Raw genomic sequence first — 16,935 nt, forward strand, 5'->3', positions numbered from 1 at the left:
AGGACCAGCCGGGAACCGCGCGGCGCGCCACGGCCGCAACCAGCAGCCACCTCGCGGGCTGCGCGGAAACGCGCGGCGCGGAAACGCGCAGTGGAGGCGTGCGGCGCGGAAGCGTGCGGCGCGGAGACGTGGGACGCGGAGACGTGCGGCGCGGAGACGTGGGACGCGGAGACGTGCGGCGCGGAGACGTGCAGTGGAGGCGTGGGGCGCGGAGACGTGCGGCGGGCGGAGACGTGTGGGGAAAGGCTCAGACCCGAGGAGCCAGGAGGCGCCTCGGGTCTGTGGCCTTCAATCAAGGTGCGGTTGCCGTGTCAACGGCCTCCGCGCGAGCGGGGCTTCTCAGAAGCCGACACCGATACCGACGCCGACGCCGATGCTGAGCCCGCCGCCGTAGCCGTAGCCGTGGTAGCCGCCGCCGTAGCCGTAGCCGCCGCCGTAGTAGCCGGTGCTGTAGCCGACACCGACGACCGGTACGCCCACGACGCCGACGACGCCGTAGTCATCGTCATCCCAGTCGCGGGCGTAGCCGACGCCGTGCACGTGGGCGCGGTACACCGAGGCGCCGTGGTTCTTCTTGCAGTGGGTGTCGGCCGCCTGGGCGGGCGCGGCGAGAGCCAGGCTCGCGCCGGTAGCCAGGAACAGGCCGGCGAGGTACAGGGCCGGACGACGCATGATGGTTCCTTTCGAAACGTTTGTTGTGACCTCCGAAAGCATGTCGCGGGCGAGCCCGAAATGCACGCATTTCAGACTAATAACAGCGCGAAGTGCATTGTTTCGGCAAACTGCCCACACCCCCGCTGACCAGGGTTTAGGGTCCGATCGCCAGGCCTGTGCGCAACACGCGAAAACGGCCCGCCCGGAGACCGGGAGGGCCGTTCGTCAGAGCCGGAGAACGCTCAGAGACGCACACCGAGAAGCGCGTCGACCGCCTCCGCCATCAGCTTCGGCGCCGTGGTGTCGTCACCCGCGCCGGACAGCGCGGCCTCGGCCCAGGCGTCCACCACGGCCAGCGCCGCCGGGGCGTCCAGGTCGCTGGCGAGCGCTTCGCGTACGGCGGCGACGAGCCCGGCCCCGGACGGCCCGGACGGCGCGGCGGACGCCTCCCGCCAGCGGGCCAGGCGCTGCTCCCCGGCCTTGCGCACCTCGTCGGTCCACTCCCGGTCGGTGCGGTACTGCCCGGACAGCAGCCCGAGCCGGACCCCCATCGGGTCCACCCCGTCGGCACGCAGCCGGGACACGAAGACCAGGTTGCCTTTGGACTTCGACATCTTCTCGCCGTCCAGGCCGATCATGCCGGCGTGCACGTAGTGCGAGGCGAACGGCGCCGCGCCGGTGAGCACCTCGGCGTGCGCCGCGGAGCACTCGTGGTGCGGGTAGAGCAGGTCGCTGCCGCCGCCCTGCACGTCGATGGTGTCGCCGAGCAGGTTCAGCGCGATGGTGGCGCACTCGATGTGCCAGCCGGGGCGGCCGGGACCCAGGTCGCCGCCGTCCCACACCGGCTCGCCCTCGCGGGCGCCGCGCCACAGCAGCGGGTCGAGCGGGTCGCGCTTGCCGGCCCGCTCCGGGTCGCCGCCGCGCTCCGCGGAGAGCGTGGTCATCTCGTCGCGGGACAGGTTCGACTCGTAACCCCAGCGCGGGGCGGCGGCGATGTCGAAGTAGACGTCGCCGGTGCCGTCCTCGAGGCGGTACGCCGCGCCCTTGGCGACCAGGTCGCGGACGTGCCCGGCGATCGCCGGGATCGACTCGACGGCGCCCACGTAGTGCGCCGGCGGGATGATCCGCAGCGCCTCCATGTCCTCGCGGAACAGCGCGGTCTCGCGCATCGCCAGGACCACCCAGTCCTCACCGTCACGCGCGGCGCGCTCCAGCAGCGGGTCGTCGATGTCGGTCACGTTCTGCACGTAGTCCACCCGGTGCCCGGCGTCCCGCCACAGGCGGTTGACCAGGTCGAAGGCGATCATCGTGGCGGCGTGCCCGAGATGGGTCGCGTCGTACGGCGTGATGCCGCAGACGTACATCGTCGCCGTCTCGCCCGGCGTGACCGGCTGCACCGACCGGCGTGCCGAGTCGTAGAGCTTGAGCGTGGGGGCGTCCCCCGGCAGGTTCGGCACGTCATGCCCGGTCCAAGCGTCCATCCCCGGAGCCTATCCAGCGGCCCGGCCGGAAGCCCTCCGGGCGTGACCTAAACCTCTAGATCGGCGGCCAGGGGATCGCCGGCCACTCGACCGGCGGTTTCGGGAACCGCCCGGACCGCAGCAACCTCTTCACCCGCAGCCTGACGTGCTGCACCTCGGTGATGGTCAGATGCTCGTCGAGGGCCTCGCCGAGCGCGCCGTCCAGCTCGTCGCGCAGCGAGCCGAGCACCTCGAGCGCCTCGTCCGGCAACGGTTTGCCGGTCCAGCCCCAGAGCACGGTACGAAGTTTGTTCTCCACGTGGAAGCTCACCCCGTGGTCGACCCCGTGGATCGCGCCGGTGGCCGGGTAGAGCACGTGGCCGCCCTTGCGATCGGCATTGTTGATCACCGAGTCGAAGACCGCGAGCCGGGCCAGGCGCGGGTCGTCGGCGTGCGCGAGCGCGTACGCGTCCCCGTCGTCGTCGCGGGCCGCCGCCACCGGGAACCAGCCCTGCGGCACGTCGTACGCCGGGACGAACCCGATCAGCCCCTCGGCCGCCTCCGGCTCGTCGATCCACAGCTGCAGCGCGCCCGGGCCGAGCGGACCGTCCCGCAGGATGGTCGGCGGCACCAGGTCCCACCCGGTGGCCTTGGAGACGATGTACGCCGACACCTCACGCCCGGCGAGCGTGCCGTCCGGGAAGTCCCACAGCGGGCGCTCACCGCGCACCGGCTTGTAGACGCAGCGGCGGGTCAGCCCGGCCAGGCTGATCTCGGCGCGCAGCGTGGTGTTCGAGGCGGCCACCAGACGGCCCTCGATCTCGATCTGCCCACGGCCGAGCAACTCCAGGGCGTCGGCCTCGGCAAGCACTTCGGTGGGCTCCGCCGTCACCGGTGATAACCGTTGTGCCGGGGGCAGAGGTGACCGGCCGGGTCGAGCGGCTGGCCGCAGAGCGGGCACGGCGGCCGGCCGGCCGCCACCACCCGGCGGGCCCGGTCGATGAACTGCCGGGTCGCCTCCGGAGTCAGCCGGACCCGCAGGCGATCGAGGTCGTCATCCGGCTCGTCGTCGTCATCGTCGTCGTCGTCATCGGCGAGCGGGTCGTCGGTCAGCTCGACCTCGGACTCGCCGGCCTCGATCGCCTCGATCACCACCGTGGCGGTGTCGACGTCGAAGGCCAGACCCAGCGTGCCGACCCGGAACTCCTCGTCGACCGGAGCGTCCAGCGGCTCGTTGTCGTGCACCGGCAGCAGCGCGGGCTCCGGCAGCGTGACACCGAACCGCTTGTTCGCCTCCAGCAGCAGCTCTTCGAGCTTCTCGGCGAGCAGTGACACCTGGACCTTCTCCAGGGCGACGCTGACCACTCTGCCGCCACCGCGTGCCTGGAGGTAGAAAGTCCGGTCCCCGGGCTCGCCCACCGTCCCGGCGACGAACCGCTCCGGCGGCTCGAAGGCATGCACTTGGTGGGTCATGGCGACAACCCTATCCATCCCCGGGCCCGATCGCGCGGCCCGGCAACGCCGGTTCGCCGAGGGCGCAATGAGGGAAACGCTACGGCTATCACCCGGTCACGGAACGTCGTCAGACCCCGGCGCCGGCTCCGCCGCCGACCGCCGCGTCGCTCTGCTCGGCGGGCTTCTCACCATCGGTTTTCCGGGGTACGAGGGACGCCAGCTCCCCGGTGTCGTTGACCCGCACCAGGAACGGCCGGGTCGGTGTGTACCGGATCACGGTGATCGATGCCGGGTCGGCCGCGATCCGCTGGAACTGATCGAGGTGCAGCCCCATGGCGTCGGCCACGATGGCCTTGATCACATCCCCGTGGCTGCAGGCCAGCCAGATCGACTCGGGGCCGTGCTCCTCGTTGACCCGCTGGTCCCAGGCCCGGACGGCGGCGATCGCGCGCGCCGACATGGCCGCCATCGCCTCGCCGCCGGGGAACGTGACCGCGCTCGGGTGCTGCTGCACCACCGGCCAGAGGTCCTCCTTGGCCAGCTCCTTGAGCGGCCGGCCCTCCCAGTCGCCGTACCCGCACTCGATCAGGCCGTCCTCGAGTGCCGGGGTGGCGCCGGGCAGGGCCAGCTCGACGGTCTGCCGGCAGCGGATCAGCGGGCTGGACACCACCGCGGACAGCGGCAGGCCGGCCAGCCGGTCGGCGACCCGGGCGGCCTGGGTGCGGCCGGTCTCGTCGAGCTCCACCGGGCGGCGGCCGGCCAGCTCACCGGAGGCGTTCGCGGTGGTACGGCCGTGGCGCAGCAGCAGGACGGTGGCCACTAGCGCGCCACCCCGGCCTCGTCGTACGCCTGGGCGACCAGGCGCAGGGTGTTGATGCCGGACTCCAGGTCACCGACGTACGGGCTGATCGACAGGGTGCCGACGCCGGCCGCGGCGTACTCCTTGATCCGCTTGGTGATCCGGGCCTTGTCGCCGATGATCGAGGTGCGCTCGATGAACTCCTGCGGCACCGCCTCGGCGGCCTCGGCGACCTGCCGGTTCAGGTAGAGGTCTTGCACCTTCGCGGCGGCGTCGCCGTACCCCATCCGGGTGGCGAGCTGGTTGTAGAAGTTCTGCTCCCGGCTGCCCATCCCGCCGATGTAGAGCGCCGCGTACCAGCGGACCACGTCGGCGCAGGCCGCCACGTCGTCACCGACCACGACCGGCACGGTCGGCGCCACGTCGAACCCGGTCAGGCCCTGGCCGTGCTTGGCCCGGCCGGCCGCGATGTGCCGCAGCTGGTCGTCGGCGGCGTCCGGGGCGAAGAAGATGGCCAGCCAGCCGTCGGCGACCTCACCGGCCAGCTCCAGGTTCTTCGGCCCGACCGCGGCCAGGTAGATCGGGAGCTCGGTGCGCGGCGGGTGGAAGCCCAGCTTGATCGCCTTGCCGGCGCCGCCGGGCAATGGCAGCTGGTAGTGCTCCCCGTCGTACTGCACCTTGTCGCGGCGCAGCGCCATCTTGACGATGTCGACGTACTCCCGGGTGCGGGCGAGCGGCTTGGCGAACTTGACGCCGTGCCAGCCCTCGGAGACCTGCGGGCCGGAGACGCCCAGGCCGAGCCGGAACCGGCTGCCGGAGAGCGCGTCGAGGGTGGCCGCGGTCATCGCGGTCATCGCCGGGGTGCGCGCCGGGATCTGCAGCACGGCCGACCCGATGTCGATCTTCTCCGTCTGGCCGGCGATCCAGGCCAGCATGCTCACCGTGTCCGATCCGTACGCCTCGGCGGCCCAGACCACCGAGTAGCCGAGCCGGTCGGCCTCCTGGGCCATGGCGAGATGGTCGGCCGGCGTGCTCCACGCCGTCTGATAACCGAGGCTGAGTCCGAGCCGCACGGCGATGCCCTTCCTACAGAGGAACGCGACGGGATCTTCACAGATCCGCCCGCAAGCCTACTGATCGCTCGGCTTCACGTTTCCGTCCGGTAACCGACGCACCCCTGACGAGCTGGATGATTTCCATGGTGGCCAGGTCTGAATAAGGTTCACTCATGCATCAGCGACCGCTCGGCCGAAGCGGGCTGGCGGTCTCGCGGCTCGCGCTCGGCACCATGACCTGGGGACGGGACACCGACCCCGACGACGCGGCCGAGCAGATGAAGCTGTTCCTGGAAGCCGGCGGCACCCTGATCGACACCGCCGACGTGTACGGCAACGGCGACGCCGAGACGGTGATCGGCTCGCTGCTCGACCACCTGGTCCCCCGCGACGAGGTGGTGATCGCCACCAAGGCCGGGCTCACCCCGCACGGCTGGCGGGGCCGGGACGCCTCGCGCGGCAACCTGCTGCGCTCCCTCGACGCGTCGCTGCGCCGGCTGGGCACCGACTACGTCGACCTGTGGCAGGTGCACGGCTACGACGGGCACACCCCGTTCGAGGAGACGCTGTCCGCTCTGGATCACGCGGTCGCCAGCGGCAAGGTGCGGTACGCCGGTGTCTCCAACTTCGCCGCCTGGCAGACCGCCCGGGCCGCGACCTGGCAGTCGGCCTACCCGACCCGGGCGCCGATCATCGCCGCGCAGATGGAGTATTCGCTGCTGGAGCGCGGGATCGAGCGGGAGCTGCTGCCGGCCTCGGCGGCGCTCGGCTTCGGCGTGCTGGCCTGGTCGCCGCTGGGCCGCGGGGTGCTCACCGGCAAGTACCGCAACGGCCGCCCGCTGGACTCCCGGGCCGCCTCCGAGCAGTACGCGCCGTTCGTGCAGACGTATCTCGAACCGCGCAGCTCGAGCATCGTGCAGGCGGTGGTGATCGCGGCGGGCGGGCTCGGCGTCTCCCCGCTCGAGGTCGCGCTCGCCTGGATCCGGGACCGGCCCGGCGTGGCCGCGGTGATCCTCGGCGCCCGCACCGCGGGGCAGTTGCAGGGTTCGCTGAGCAGCGAGGACCTCACCCTGCCGCCGGAGATAGCCGGCGCGCTGGACGACGTCTCGGCGATCGACGTCGGGTACCCGGAGCGTGAGGGCTCCGGCGACCCGCACGGCGCGCTGCCGTAACCGATGCTGCGTCCCCTGGTCACCGCCGCCACCTATCGGCGTGCGGTGTTCCTGCTGCTGGGCGGGGTGCTGGCGCTGCCGTACGCGATCGGCGCCGGCCTGCTCGTCGGCGCGTTCGTGAAGGAGCCCGGCGGCTGGCTGGGCAAGGCGCCGGTCGCGCTGGCCGGCGTGGTGATCGCGCTGATCCCGCCGTTCCTGGGCGGCACCCGGGAGCTGGAGATCGCGGCCGCCCGGTCGCTGCTGGCGGTCGACCTGCCGGCGCCGGACCGGCGCCGCGCCCTGGAGCTGGAGACCCGGCTGCGGGCCGCGCTCTGGTTCGGCCTGCACCTGTGCACCGGGGTGGCGATCGGCGCGCTGCTGCTGATCGTCCTGCCGGTCGGGATGCTCGCGATGGCCGGCGGCGAGGCGCTGGGCACCCGGTTCAGCTGGTGGTGGCTGCCGGCCGGGCCGGTGATCCTGGCCGGCGTGCTCTACGCGGTCGCCGGGCTGGGCCGGCTCGCCGCGACGATGGCGCCGGTGCTGCTCGGCCCGTCGCCGGGCGAGCGGGAACGCCGGCTCGCCGACCGGGAGCGGCGGCTGGCCGAGCGCAACCGGCTGGCCCGGGAGCTGCACGACGCGGTCGGGCACGCGCTGACCGCGATGACACTGCAGGCCGGTGCGGCGCGGGCGGTCTTCGACACCGATCCGGGGTTCGCCCGCACCGCGCTGACCGCGATCGAGGAGACCGGCCGGTCGGCGGCCGACGAACTGGACACGGTCCTGGGCCTCCTGCGGGACGAGGCCGCCGGCCGCGAGACGAACGGGCGCGAGAGCGCTCCGACTCTGGCCGAATTGGATCGTCTCCTGCACGATCAGGTCACCGCCGAGGTGGGCGCGGTCGACGTCCCGCCCCGGCTCTCCCGCGAGGCGTACCGGATCGTCCAGGAGTCACTCACCAACGCGGCCCGGCACGGCGCCGGGCCGGTCACGCTGCGCATCCGGCAGGACGGGGATCTGATGATCGAGGTGACGAACCCGCGGGCCGTGACGCCGGCGGGACGGCCCGGCGGCGGCCACGGGATCGCCGGCATGCGCGACCGGGTCCGGCTGCTCGGCGGTTCCCTCGAGGCCGGACCGGACGGCGCGACCTGGCGGGTCGTGGCGCGGCTGCCGGGGAGCCCCGGATGACCAGCGTGCTGATCGTCGACGACGACCTGCTGGTGCGGACCGGGCTGCGGGCGATCCTCGGCGCCGCGCCGGACCTCACGGTGGCCGGCGAGGCCGCCGACGGCAGCGAGGTGGTCGAGGCCGCGGTCCGGTTGCGGCCCGACGTCGTCCTCATGGACGTACGGATGCCACGCCTGGACGGCATCCAGGCCACCCGGCTGCTCCTGGCCCGGTTCACCGCCGACCCACCCCGGGTCCTGGTGGTGACCACGTTCGCCAACGACGAGTACGTCTACGAGGCGCTCCAGGCCGGCGCCAGCGGGTTCCTGCTCAAACGCGCCCGGCCGGAGCAGATCGTCGAGGCGGTCCGGGTGGTGGCCCGCGGCGACTCGCTGCTGTTCCCGGCCGCGATCAAGAAGCTGGCCGCCGCGTACGCACGGCCGGACGGCGGGCCCGCCGGGGCCGGGCTGACCGCGCGGGAGGCCGAGGTGCTCACCCTGATGGCCGACGGCCTGTCGAACGTGGAGATCGCCGGACGGCTGGTGCTCGGCGTCGAGACGATCAAGACGCACGTCCGGAACGTGCTGGCGAAACTCGGCGTGCGGGACCGCACCCAGGCGGTCGTCGTGGCGTACAAATCGGGTTTCATCTCGCCCTGACCGCGCCCACCGCTCCCCCGGGAGAGGGAGACGGTCCCCTCCCGGCGGGGATCCCGCCGGCGCTCGCGTCGGCGAGCGTGGAGACATGACGAACGCGGCACAGCGCATCGCGGCCATCTGGGCCGCGGGTTACGGCACCCTGGCCCTCGGCTGGACGATCCTCGGCCGGGGATTCCCCTACGGCCCGGACGACACCCGCAACACGACGAGCGCCCTGCGCGCCCTGGACCCGCACGTCGGCGCCCCGCTGTTCGCCGCGGTGCTGCTGACCGCCGCGGTGGCGCTGCTCGTCGCGTCCCGATCGGACAGCCCGGCCCGCCCGGTGCGGCTGGCGGTGCTCGGCTACCTGTGGCCGGTGGCGATCGTGCTGCTGGTGGTGGTGCCGGACGTGCGGCTGCTGACCCTGCTCGGCTACCTGCCGATGCTGATCGTCGGGCTGCCGTTCGGGTGGCCGCCGATCGACTACGGACAGGTGTTCACGGCCACACTCGGGCACGAGGCCCTGGCCGTGCTCGGCGGGCTGCTGATCGCCCGGGCGGCGCTGCGCTGGCAGCGGCGGACCGCCGGCGCCTGCGAGACGTGCGGCCGGGACGACACCGCCGACGACTGGACCACGCCTGCGGCGGCCGCCCGATGGGGCCGGATCGCGGCCTGGACCGCGGCGGTCATCCCGGCCCTGTACGCGGCGGTCCGACTCTGCTGGGCGGCCGGCCTGCCGGTCGGGATCGACGCCGGCTTCCTGGCCGAGATGCACCGCACCGGCCTCGTCTGGGCGGGCGCCGGGCTGGCCGCGTTCGCCCTGACCGGCTCGGTGCTGACGCTCGGCCTGATCCAGCGCTGGGGTGAGCGGTTCCCGCGCTGGGTGCCCGGCCTGGCCGGGCGCCGGGTGCCGATCCGGCTGGCCACCGTCCCGGCGACCGCGGTGGCGGTCCTGGTGTTCTCCGCGTCGATCTCGCTCTTCACCGGTGAGGGCTCGGAACAGCTCTTCGCGGGTCAGGACCTGGCGGCCCGGCTGCCGATGACGCTCTGGCCGCTCTGGGGTGCCGCGCTGGGCGCCGCCGCCTGGGCCTACCACCTGCGCCGCCGGCCCGCCTGCACGGTGTGTGACAAGGGAATCGATCCCGTGGCAGGTCTGGTGCGGGGCTCGGGCCCGGAGGCATATTAGATCGCATGGACTACGAATACGCGCCGTTGAGGTTGCCTTCGAATGTCGATCGCCCGACCGCGGCGGCGCAGCTGACCATCCAGGCCGAGTTCTCCGGCTGGGAGCTCGCCCGGGTGCAACTCTTCGCGGACGGCAGCCGCAAGGTGATGCTGCGCCGGCCGGTCCGGCCGACGCCCCTGCCCAACCTGAGCTACTGAGAAGCCCGCCCGGCACGAGCCGGACGGGCTTTCTCGTCAGCGCAGGTCAGTGGTTGTGACCGGCGTGGTCGTCTTCCTCGTCGGGCAGGAAGGGGTGCTCGTCGAGCCGGCCGACCAGCTGGTCGCTCTCCACCGGGGCGAACGGGCCGGAGCCGTCGGCGTCGTCGAACGCCTCCAGGTCGAGGGGCTCCTCGACCTCGGTCACCGTGAGCAGGCCGTCGAGCGGCTCCAGCTCGGGCACGTCGAGCGAGGCGAGCGAGCCGTCGCCGGCCTGCAGCAGCTCGAGCACGGCCTCGCCGACCGACTCGACCGGGCCGACCTCCTCGTCGTCCGGCACCGAGCTGCGCCGGGCGGTCTCGGCGACACGCAGCAGCGCGGCCACGCTCGGGACCCGGTAGTCACGGCGCTGCCGGACCGAGATCACCTGCGGGTACGGGTCGCCCGCCCCGCTGCCGTCGCCGGCCTCACCGGCGAGGAAGCGCTGGTCCGCCTCGTCCGGGTCGATCGACTCGACGTCCCACGGGGTGACCTCGCCGTAGGCGTCGAGCAGCTTCTCGTCGTACGCGAAGGAGGCGTTGTTGAGGTCGACATACGCCTGCCAGACGTCGTCGTCGTCAATCCGGCCGGCGGCGGCCTTGACGGCCGTGAGGTGTGCACGCGCTGCCTCCACCACCCGTTCGAGGGCGGCGTCGAGCTCCGCGTTCTGGTCGCTCATCTGTTCGGGGGTCCTTCCCAATTCACACTGACTCGAGCATCTAGCTGTTTCGGAGCAGTCGGTCGAGCACACGTACGCCGAACTTTAGCCCGTCGACCGGCACTCGCTCGTCGATGCCGTGGAACAGGGCGGCGAAGTTCAGGTCAGGCGGAAGTTGCAGCGGGGCGAACCCGAAGCATCGGATGCCCAGAGTGCTGAACGCCTTCGCGTCGGTTCCACCCGACATCAAGTACGGCACGGTACGCGCTCCCGGGTCCTCGGCGCGAAGTGCGGCACCCATCGCCTCGACCAGCGGGCCGCCGAACTCGGTCTCCACGGCGGGCTGCCGGTGCACGTGCTCGATCTCCACGTCCGGCCCGATGATGTCGCGCAGCTCGGCCAGGAACGAGTCGGCCTGGCCGGGCAGGGTCCGGCAGTCGATGGTGGCCGACGCCCGGCCGGGGATCACGTTGTCCTTGTACCCGGCCTCGAGGCGGGTCGGGTTCGCGGTGTTGCGGATGGTCGCGCCGATCAGGTTCGCGATCGGACCGAGCTTGGAGATCGCCAGTTCCGGGTCGTCCGGGTTCAGGTCGATCCCCAGTGACTCGCTGATCTGCTCCAGGAACGCCCGCACGGTCGGGGTGACCACGGTCGGGAAGCGGTGCCGGCCGACCGCCGCGACCGCCTCGGCCAGCGCGGTGACCGCGTTGTCGTCGTGGATGAACGAGCCGTGGCCGGGGCGGCCGTGCGCGTGCAGCCGCAGCCAGTCCAGCCCCTTCTCGGCGGTCTGCACCAGGTAGAGCCGCAGGTTGTCGTTGACCGTGTACGAGTACCCGCCGACCTCACCGATCGCCTCGGTGCAGCCCTCGAACTCCTCCGGGTGGTTCTGCACCAGCCACTGCGAGCCGTACTCCATCCCGGCTTCCTCGTCGGCGGTGTACGCCAGCACGATGTCCCGGGGCGGGGTGTAGCCGATCCGCTGCCACTCCCGGACCACGGCGAGCACCATGGCGTCGAAGTCCTTCATGTCGACGGCGCCCCGGCCCCACAGGTAGCCGTCCTTGACCTCGCCGGAGAACGGGTGCACCGACCACTCGCTCGCGTCGGCCGGCACCACGTCCAGGTGGCCGTGCACCAGCAGCGCGCCCCGGGACCGGTCGGCGCCGGGGATCCGGGCGACCAGGTTGGTGCGCTTGGGCGCCGACTCCAGGATGCGGGACTCGATGCCGGCGTCGGCCAGGCGTTCGGCGACGTACTCGGCGGCGACCCGCTCGCCCACGGTGGTCCGCGGGTCCCCGGTGTTGGTGGTGTCGATGCGCAGGAGGTCCTGGCAGAGCCCGGTGACCTCGTCCACGGCGGAGGTGTTCATCCGCCTTTCTTACCAGCAAGATGTCAACCGCGTTTGATCGGAACCGGTAAACGGGTATCGCGGCGGTCATGTCTGATGTGAATCTTCCGCCGCTCCCGCCGATCGGCGACACCATTTCCGGGCGCAGCGTCGTCGATGTCCTGAGCGAGCAGCACCGCGAGTTGATCAGCCTGGGCGCGCGGGCGCTCGCCGACGACTCGGCCAAGGTCCGCTCGGTGCTGATCGCCACCCTGTCCCGGCACCTGTCCGCCGAGGAGCAGTACCTCTACCCGGCCGTGCGCACCGCGGTGCCGGACGGCGACCGGATCGCCGACCGCGAGCTGGCCGAGGACCGGGAACTGCTCACCCTCATGCAGGACGAGAACCGGCTGGCGGAGATCGTGGCCGCCGTCGAGCGGCACGTCGAGGCGGACGCCGGCGAGCTGTTCCCGCTGCTCGAGCAGATGGTGCCGGCCGAGGACATGATCCGGCTGGGCAACCGGGTGGAGATGGCCGCCGAGGCCGCGCCGACCCGCCCGCACCCGCGCTCGCCGGTCTCCCCGCCGTGGAACAAGCTCGTCGACCCGCTCCTCGGAGTCATCGACAAGGTTCGTGATGTAGCCACCTCGCGCACCACATATGCGCGCGATCTGTAAACATCCGTTTACTTAACGACCGTTTGGCATGGAACATCCCGTTACTTAACTGATTTGTCACAAACCACCGATCTTTCCACGGGTTCCAGGTCTAGCCTTCGATCCCGTTCTAGTCCTAACGTCACGCTATGAACCTGGAGCTGCGGCATCTGAAGGTCGTCTGCGCCATCGCGGAGACCGGCAGCGTCACCAAGGCCGCGTCACAACTCGGCCTGGCGCAACCGGCACTCACCGCCCAGCTGCAACGGATCGAACGCACCCTCGGCGGAGCCCTCTTCGACCGGGACCGCCGCGGCGCCCGCCCCACGGCGCTCGGCGAACTGGTGCTGTCCCGGGCCCGGGTGCTGCTACCCGCGATGAAGGGCCTGCAGGACGAGGCCGCCCGCCTCGCGGCCGGCGGCAGTTCCACGCTCACCCGGTACCGGATGGGCGCCATCGGCGGACCGGTCTTCGCACACATGCTGCACCGGATCTCCGCCGTCCAGCCCGAGGCACAGATCTCCACCTACGCGTCCTACTACGTCGACGAGCTGGCCACCATGGTGCTCAACGGCAAGCTGGACTTCGCGCAGGTCGGCGTGTGCGGCGACGCCCTGCCCTCGGCGGAGTACGGCCTGATGTGGGACACCATCGCGGTCGACGCGGTGTGCGTGCTGATGCGCGAGGACCACCCGCAGGCCAAGGGCCACGAGGTCGACCTGGCCGAGCTCGCGTCCGAGCAGTGGTCCGCGGCGGCCGGCGACGGCTGCTTCGAGACCTGCTTCGCGGCCGCCTGCGCCCGGGCCGGCTTCGCGCCGCGCCGGGTCCTGGAGACCGACGCGCGCGCCTGCATCGACATGGTCGAGCTGGGCGTCGCGATCGGCCTGTGCCAGCCGACCTTCCGCCCACCGGCGGGCCTGACCACCCGACCACTCAAGGGGGCGCCGCTGCGCTGGCGCCTGATCCTCGGCTGGCACCCGGAGTCCCAGGCCGCCCGGACCGCACCACAGCTGCTCGAGCTGGGCCGGGAGGCCTATCAGGACGTCATCGCCCGCAACGAGGGCTACGTGGAATGGATGCGCGAACAGGCCGCGGCCGCCTGAGGCCGCGGCGACAGGCACGGTCCTGGCTGGTTCTCAGGGGTGTGTCCCGGGCCGGGACACACCCCTGAGAACCAGCCGGAACAGCGAGGCGCGGGACGGCTTCGGGTGCGGCGGGCGTCGCGACGCCCGCCGGCTGGCCGGCCGCCGGCTAGTGCAGACCGACCGGTGACGCGATGGCGAAGCTCAGGTCGCCCTCCCGGATGTCCACCCGGACCGTCTGGCCGGGCGCCAGGTCCGCCGCGAGCAGCATCTTGGACAGACGGTTGTCGAGTTCGCGCTGGATGGTGCGGCGCAGCGGCCGCGCACCGAACTCGGGCTGGTAACCCTTGTCGGCCAGCCAGTCCACCGCGGCCGTGGTGATCTCCATCTGGACGTCCTGCGCGTTCAGCCGGCGGCGGGTCGACGCGAGCAGCATCTCGGTGATCTTGCGGAGCTGCTCGGTCTCCAGCTGGCGGAAGATGATGATCTCGTCGATCCGGTTGATGAACTCCGGGCGCAGCTGCTCCTTGAGCCGCCGGTCCAGGCGGTCCCGCAGATCCTCGTCCGGGGTGCGGCCGTTCTCCGCGCCGGCGAAGCCGACACTGCGGGTGGTGCCGTTGATCAGGTCCGACCCCAGGTTGCTGGTCATGATCAGGACCGTGTTCTTGAAGTTCACCGTACGACCCTGGCTGTCGGTCAGCCGCCCGTCGTCGAGCACCTGCAGCAGCATGTTGAAGACGTCCGGGTGGGCCTTCTCGATCTCGTCGAGCAGCACCACGCTGTACGGCCGCCGCCGCACCGCCTCGGTGAGCTGACCGGCCTCGTCGTAGCCGACGTACCCGGGTGGCGCGCCGACCAGGCGGGACACCGTGTGCCGCTCCTGGAACTCGCTCATGTCCAGCCGGATCATCTTGTCCGAGTCGCCGAACAGCGCCTCGGCGAGCGAGCGGGCCAGCTCGGTCTTGCCGACCCCGGTCGGGCCGAGGAACAGGAAGCTGCCGACCGGCCGGCCCTCGTCACCCAGCCCGGCCCGCGAGCGGCGCACCGACTCGGCGACCGCGATCACCGCGTCCTCCTGGCCGATCACGTGCTCGTGCAGGTGCTGCTCGAGCCGGAGCAGGCGGTCCCGCTCGGCCTCGGTCAGCTGCGCCACCGGGATGCCGGTGGCCCGGGACACCACCTCGGCGATGTCCGCCTCGGTGACCCGGGGCACGCCGTCCGCGCAGGCACCGGCGCCGGCGATCTTCGCCTTCAGCTCGTTGATCTCGTCGCGCAGCCGGGAGGCGACCTCGTAGTTCTCCGCGGCCACCGCCTGGTCGCGGTCCCGGGAGAGCTGTTCGAGCTGCCGTTCCCGCTCGCGCAGGTCGGCGTCCGGCATCTTGGTGCGCAGCCGGACCCGGGCACCGGCCTGGTCGATCAGGTCGATCGCCTTGTCCGGCAGGAACCGGTCGGTGATGTACCGGTCGGAGAGCACCGCCGCGGCGTCCAGCGCCTCGTCGGTGATCCGGACCTGGTGGTGCGCCTCGTAGTTGTCCCGCAGCCCGCGCAGGATCGCCACGGTGTCCTCCACCGAGGGCTCGCCGACCACGACCGGCTGGAAGCGCCGGGCCAGCGCGGCGTCCTTCTCGATGTGCTTGCGGTACTCGTTCAGGGTGGTCGCGCCGATCACCCGGAGCTGACCGCGGGCCAGGGCCGGCTTGAGCATGTTGCCGGCGTCCATCCCGCCGCCCTCGCCGCCGCCACCCGCGCCGACCAGGGTGTGGATCTCGTCCAGGAAGACGATCAGCTCGTCCCCGGACGACTGGATCTCATCAATGATCTTGCGGAGGCGCTCCTCGAAGTCGCCCCGGTACCGGGTGCCGGCCACCAGCCCGGCCAGGTCCAGCTGGACCACCCGCTTGTCCTGCAGGGTGAGCGGCACGTCGCCGTCCACGATCCGCTGGGCCAGGCCCTCCACGATCGCGGTCTTGCCGACCCCGGCCTCACCGATCAGCACCGGGTTGTTCTTGGTACGCCGGGACAGGATCTCCACGGCCTGCTCGATCTCGTCGGCCCGGCCGATCACCGGGTCGATCTCGCCGCGCCGGGCCACCTCGGTCAGGTCCACCGCGTACTGCTCCAGCGTCGGCGTGGCCACGGTGACCCGCCCGCCGCCACGGGAGCCGCCCTGGCCGCTGCCGGCCGGGTGCGCCGGGTCCGGGTTCGGGATCGCCCGCGGGTCGAGCCGTCCGGCCAGCAGCCGCCCGGCCACCGAGTCGGTGTTCAGGCCGAGCGCCATCAGGATGTGTTCCGGCCCGATGTAGGAGGCGCTCACCGCGCGGGAGATCTGCAGGCTGTCCAGCAGCGCGCGCTTGGCCGCCGGGGTCAGCGCCACCTGTTCCGGGTCGTCCCGGCCGGGCGCGCCCATGTCGGCCCGGCGGTTCGCCGCGGCGGTGCGGGACGCGTCGTCGCCGAGCCGGGCGTCCAGCTCGCCGAGCAGCACCTGCGGGTCGGCGCCGGCCCGGCGGACGGTGTGTTTCATCGGTTCCTGCTGCAGGACCGCCCATAGCAGGTGGTCGGTGTCCAGGTCGGCGAGTCCGGGATCGCCCGCGCCGAGGTCGGCGGCCCGCCGTGCGGCGTCGGCCAGCACCTGGCGTGCGTCGTTGCTCATGTAGCGGGCGATGTCGATCCGCTGCGACGCCCGGCGCGGCTCGGCCGCACCGAAGAAGCGTGCGAACAGGTCGTCCCACTGACCGGGTCCAGCCGGCCCCAACGGTCCGATGCTCATCAGTCTCTCTTCTCCTGATACTCCACCGGCGGTTCCCGGGAAGTTGAGTGCGATAGGCTCAACTTCATGACCCTGGAACCGGTCTTCCGGGAACCCGCCGTCCCCGAACCCGCGCCCGCGTCGCCGGAGTCCCCGTCTCAGCAGGCCACACCGAGGGCGTCCGCGTCCGGCGAACCGGCGTCTCCGGTGGTGTCTTCTGCCGCTCCGACGCCGGTTCCGGCAGGTTCGGCCGGTTCGGCCGCGCCCCTGATCATCGTGGACGGGGCGAATGTCGTGGGCTCGGTTCCGGACGGCTGGTGGCGGGACCGGGCCGGCGCCGCGATCCGCCTGCGGGACAAGCTGGCCGCGCTGCCGGCCGCGGGCCTGCCCGGCATCCCGCCGCCGATCGAGGTGGTCCTGGTCGTCGAGGGCAAGGCCCGGGACATTCCGCAAGGTCCGCCCGGGGTCCGGATCGCCCGCGCCACCGGCTCCGGCGACGACGAGATCATCGACGTGGTACGCCATGAGCACACGTCCGGCCCGGTCCCCCGCCGGATCGTGGTGATCACCGCGGACCGGGGCCTGCGCGACCGCGCCACCGCCCTGGGCGCCGAGGTCCGCGGCCCGACCGCCGTCCCCCGCTGACCCCCACGCCATCGCGGGGCCCC

The 16,935-nt window shown here is 72.3% G+C and carries 17 protein-coding genes; 8 read left to right on the top strand and 9 right to left on the bottom strand.

Annotation, left to right across the window (positions count from 1 at the left end):
* Positions 1–339: 339 nt before the first annotated feature.
* The 6 genes from Apa02nite_RS37890 to Apa02nite_RS37915 form a co-directional block, all read right to left on the bottom strand.
* Entirely contained in the window at positions 340–672 is a 333-nt protein-coding gene (locus Apa02nite_RS37890) for a hypothetical protein (RefSeq protein ID WP_203829348.1), read from the bottom strand.
* A gap of 224 nt (positions 673–896) precedes the next feature.
* A complete protein-coding gene (gene mshC / locus Apa02nite_RS37895; protein WP_203829349.1) occupies positions 897–2,135 on the bottom strand; it encodes a cysteine--1-D-myo-inosityl 2-amino-2-deoxy-alpha-D-glucopyranoside ligase in 1,239 nt (412 codons plus the stop codon).
* Positions 2,136–2,190: 55 nt separating this feature from the next.
* A complete protein-coding gene (locus Apa02nite_RS37900) occupies positions 2,191–3,006 on the bottom strand; it encodes an SCO1664 family protein (RefSeq protein WP_203829350.1) in 816 nt (271 codons plus the stop codon).
* Positions 3,003–3,587, bottom strand: a complete 585-nt coding sequence (locus Apa02nite_RS37905; protein ID WP_203829351.1) for a DUF3090 domain-containing protein — start codon at positions 3,585–3,587, stop codon at positions 3,003–3,005. Before Apa02nite_RS37905 ends, Apa02nite_RS37900 begins: the two co-directional genes overlap by 4 nt.
* Before the next feature lie 109 nt (positions 3,588–3,696).
* A complete protein-coding gene (locus tag Apa02nite_RS37910; RefSeq protein ID WP_067706658.1) occupies positions 3,697–4,389 on the bottom strand; it encodes a histidine phosphatase family protein in 693 nt (230 codons plus the stop codon).
* Entirely contained in the window at positions 4,389–5,441 is a 1,053-nt protein-coding gene (locus tag Apa02nite_RS37915; protein WP_203829352.1) for an LLM class F420-dependent oxidoreductase, read from the bottom strand. Before Apa02nite_RS37915 ends, Apa02nite_RS37910 begins: the two co-directional genes overlap by 1 nt.
* Positions 5,442–5,596: 155 nt before the next feature.
* On the opposite strand from Apa02nite_RS37915, the gene Apa02nite_RS37920 reads away from it, so the two are divergent.
* The 5 genes from Apa02nite_RS37920 to Apa02nite_RS37940 all read left to right on the top strand — a co-directional run bounded on the left by Apa02nite_RS37920 (position 5,597) and on the right by Apa02nite_RS37940 (position 9,762).
* Entirely contained in the window at positions 5,597–6,595 is a 999-nt protein-coding gene (locus Apa02nite_RS37920) for an aldo/keto reductase (RefSeq protein ID WP_067706663.1), read from the top strand.
* Positions 6,596–6,598: 3 nt separating this feature from the next.
* Complete coding sequence (locus Apa02nite_RS37925; RefSeq protein ID WP_203829353.1) at positions 6,599–7,762, top strand: sensor histidine kinase; 1,164 nt, start codon at positions 6,599–6,601, stop codon at positions 7,760–7,762.
* A complete protein-coding gene (locus Apa02nite_RS37930; protein ID WP_203829354.1) occupies positions 7,759–8,400 on the top strand; it encodes a response regulator in 642 nt (213 codons plus the stop codon). Before Apa02nite_RS37925 ends, Apa02nite_RS37930 begins: the two co-directional genes overlap by 4 nt.
* Positions 8,401–8,485: 85 nt before the next feature.
* Positions 8,486–9,565 carry a hypothetical protein gene (locus Apa02nite_RS37935; RefSeq protein WP_203829355.1) on the top strand — a complete coding sequence of 360 codons (1,080 nt, stop codon included), beginning with the start codon at positions 8,486–8,488 and terminating at the stop codon, positions 9,563–9,565.
* 5 nt (positions 9,566–9,570) lie between these two features.
* Complete coding sequence (locus Apa02nite_RS37940; RefSeq protein ID WP_067706673.1) at positions 9,571–9,762, top strand: DUF5703 family protein; 192 nt, start codon at positions 9,571–9,573, stop codon at positions 9,760–9,762.
* Between the two features lie 46 nt (positions 9,763–9,808).
* Here Apa02nite_RS37940 and Apa02nite_RS37945 read toward each other — a convergent pair whose 3' ends face one another.
* Positions 9,809–10,477, bottom strand: coding sequence for a hypothetical protein (locus tag Apa02nite_RS37945; protein ID WP_203829356.1), 669 nt, complete (start codon positions 10,475–10,477; stop codon positions 9,809–9,811).
* 40 nt (positions 10,478–10,517) lie between these two features.
* Entirely contained in the window at positions 10,518–11,825 is a 1,308-nt protein-coding gene (locus Apa02nite_RS37950; protein ID WP_067706678.1) for a M20/M25/M40 family metallo-hydrolase, read from the bottom strand.
* 68 nt (positions 11,826–11,893) lie between these two features.
* Here Apa02nite_RS37950 and Apa02nite_RS37955 point away from each other — a divergent pair, with 68 nt between their 5' ends.
* Positions 11,894–12,460, top strand: a complete 567-nt coding sequence (locus Apa02nite_RS37955; protein ID WP_203829357.1) for a hemerythrin domain-containing protein — start codon at positions 11,894–11,896, stop codon at positions 12,458–12,460.
* A gap of 128 nt (positions 12,461–12,588) precedes the next feature.
* Positions 12,589–13,542, top strand: coding sequence for a LysR family transcriptional regulator (locus Apa02nite_RS37960; protein WP_067706683.1), 954 nt, complete (start codon positions 12,589–12,591; stop codon positions 13,540–13,542).
* A gap of 148 nt (positions 13,543–13,690) precedes the next feature.
* Here Apa02nite_RS37960 and Apa02nite_RS37965 read toward each other — a convergent pair whose 3' ends face one another.
* The gene (locus Apa02nite_RS37965; RefSeq protein ID WP_203829358.1) at positions 13,691–16,288 is read right to left on the bottom strand and encodes an ATP-dependent Clp protease ATP-binding subunit; all 2,598 of its coding nucleotides are present in this window, start codon (positions 16,286–16,288) and stop codon (positions 13,691–13,693) included.
* A gap of 189 nt (positions 16,289–16,477) precedes the next feature.
* On the opposite strand from Apa02nite_RS37965, the gene Apa02nite_RS37970 reads away from it, so the two are divergent.
* Complete coding sequence (locus tag Apa02nite_RS37970; protein ID WP_203829359.1) at positions 16,478–16,912, top strand: PIN domain-containing protein; 435 nt, start codon at positions 16,478–16,480, stop codon at positions 16,910–16,912.
* Positions 16,913–16,935 lie beyond the last annotated feature (23 nt).

The organism is Actinoplanes palleronii, assembly GCF_016862315.1.
In the GTDB taxonomy this organism is placed as follows: domain Bacteria; phylum Actinomycetota; class Actinomycetes; order Mycobacteriales; family Micromonosporaceae; genus Actinoplanes; species Actinoplanes palleronii.

Bases quoted from the DNA above. Each gene is read 5' to 3' on its own strand.
- Apa02nite_RS37920 (WP_067706663.1), top strand. From the start codon at position 5,597: ATGCATCAGCGACCGCTCGGCCGAAGCGGGCTGGCGGTCTCGCGGCTC.
- Apa02nite_RS37940 (WP_067706673.1), top strand. From the start codon at position 9,571: ATGGACTACGAATACGCGCCGTTGAGGTTGCCTTCGAATGTCGATCGC.
- mshC (WP_203829349.1), bottom strand. From the start codon at position 2,135: ATGGACGCTTGGACCGGGCATGACGTGCCGAACCTGCCGGGGGACGCC.
- Apa02nite_RS37950 (WP_067706678.1), bottom strand. From the start codon at position 11,825: ATGAACACCTCCGCCGTGGACGAGGTCACCGGGCTCTGCCAGGACCTC.
- Apa02nite_RS37930 (WP_203829354.1), top strand. From the start codon at position 7,759: ATGACCAGCGTGCTGATCGTCGACGACGACCTGCTGGTGCGGACCGGG.
- Apa02nite_RS37935 (WP_203829355.1), top strand. From the start codon at position 8,486: ATGACGAACGCGGCACAGCGCATCGCGGCCATCTGGGCCGCGGGTTAC.
- Apa02nite_RS37890 (WP_203829348.1), bottom strand. From the start codon at position 672: ATGCGTCGTCCGGCCCTGTACCTCGCCGGCCTGTTCCTGGCTACCGGC.
- Apa02nite_RS37960 (WP_067706683.1), top strand. From the start codon at position 12,589: ATGAACCTGGAGCTGCGGCATCTGAAGGTCGTCTGCGCCATCGCGGAG.
- Apa02nite_RS37925 (WP_203829353.1), top strand. From the start codon at position 6,599: ATGCTGCGTCCCCTGGTCACCGCCGCCACCTATCGGCGTGCGGTGTTC.
- Apa02nite_RS37945 (WP_203829356.1), bottom strand. From the start codon at position 10,477: ATGAGCGACCAGAACGCGGAGCTCGACGCCGCCCTCGAACGGGTGGTG.
- Apa02nite_RS37965 (WP_203829358.1), bottom strand. From the start codon at position 16,288: ATGAGCATCGGACCGTTGGGGCCGGCTGGACCCGGTCAGTGGGACGAC.
- Apa02nite_RS37905 (WP_203829351.1), bottom strand. From the start codon at position 3,587: ATGACCCACCAAGTGCATGCCTTCGAGCCGCCGGAGCGGTTCGTCGCC.
- Apa02nite_RS37955 (WP_203829357.1), top strand. From the start codon at position 11,894: ATGTCTGATGTGAATCTTCCGCCGCTCCCGCCGATCGGCGACACCATT.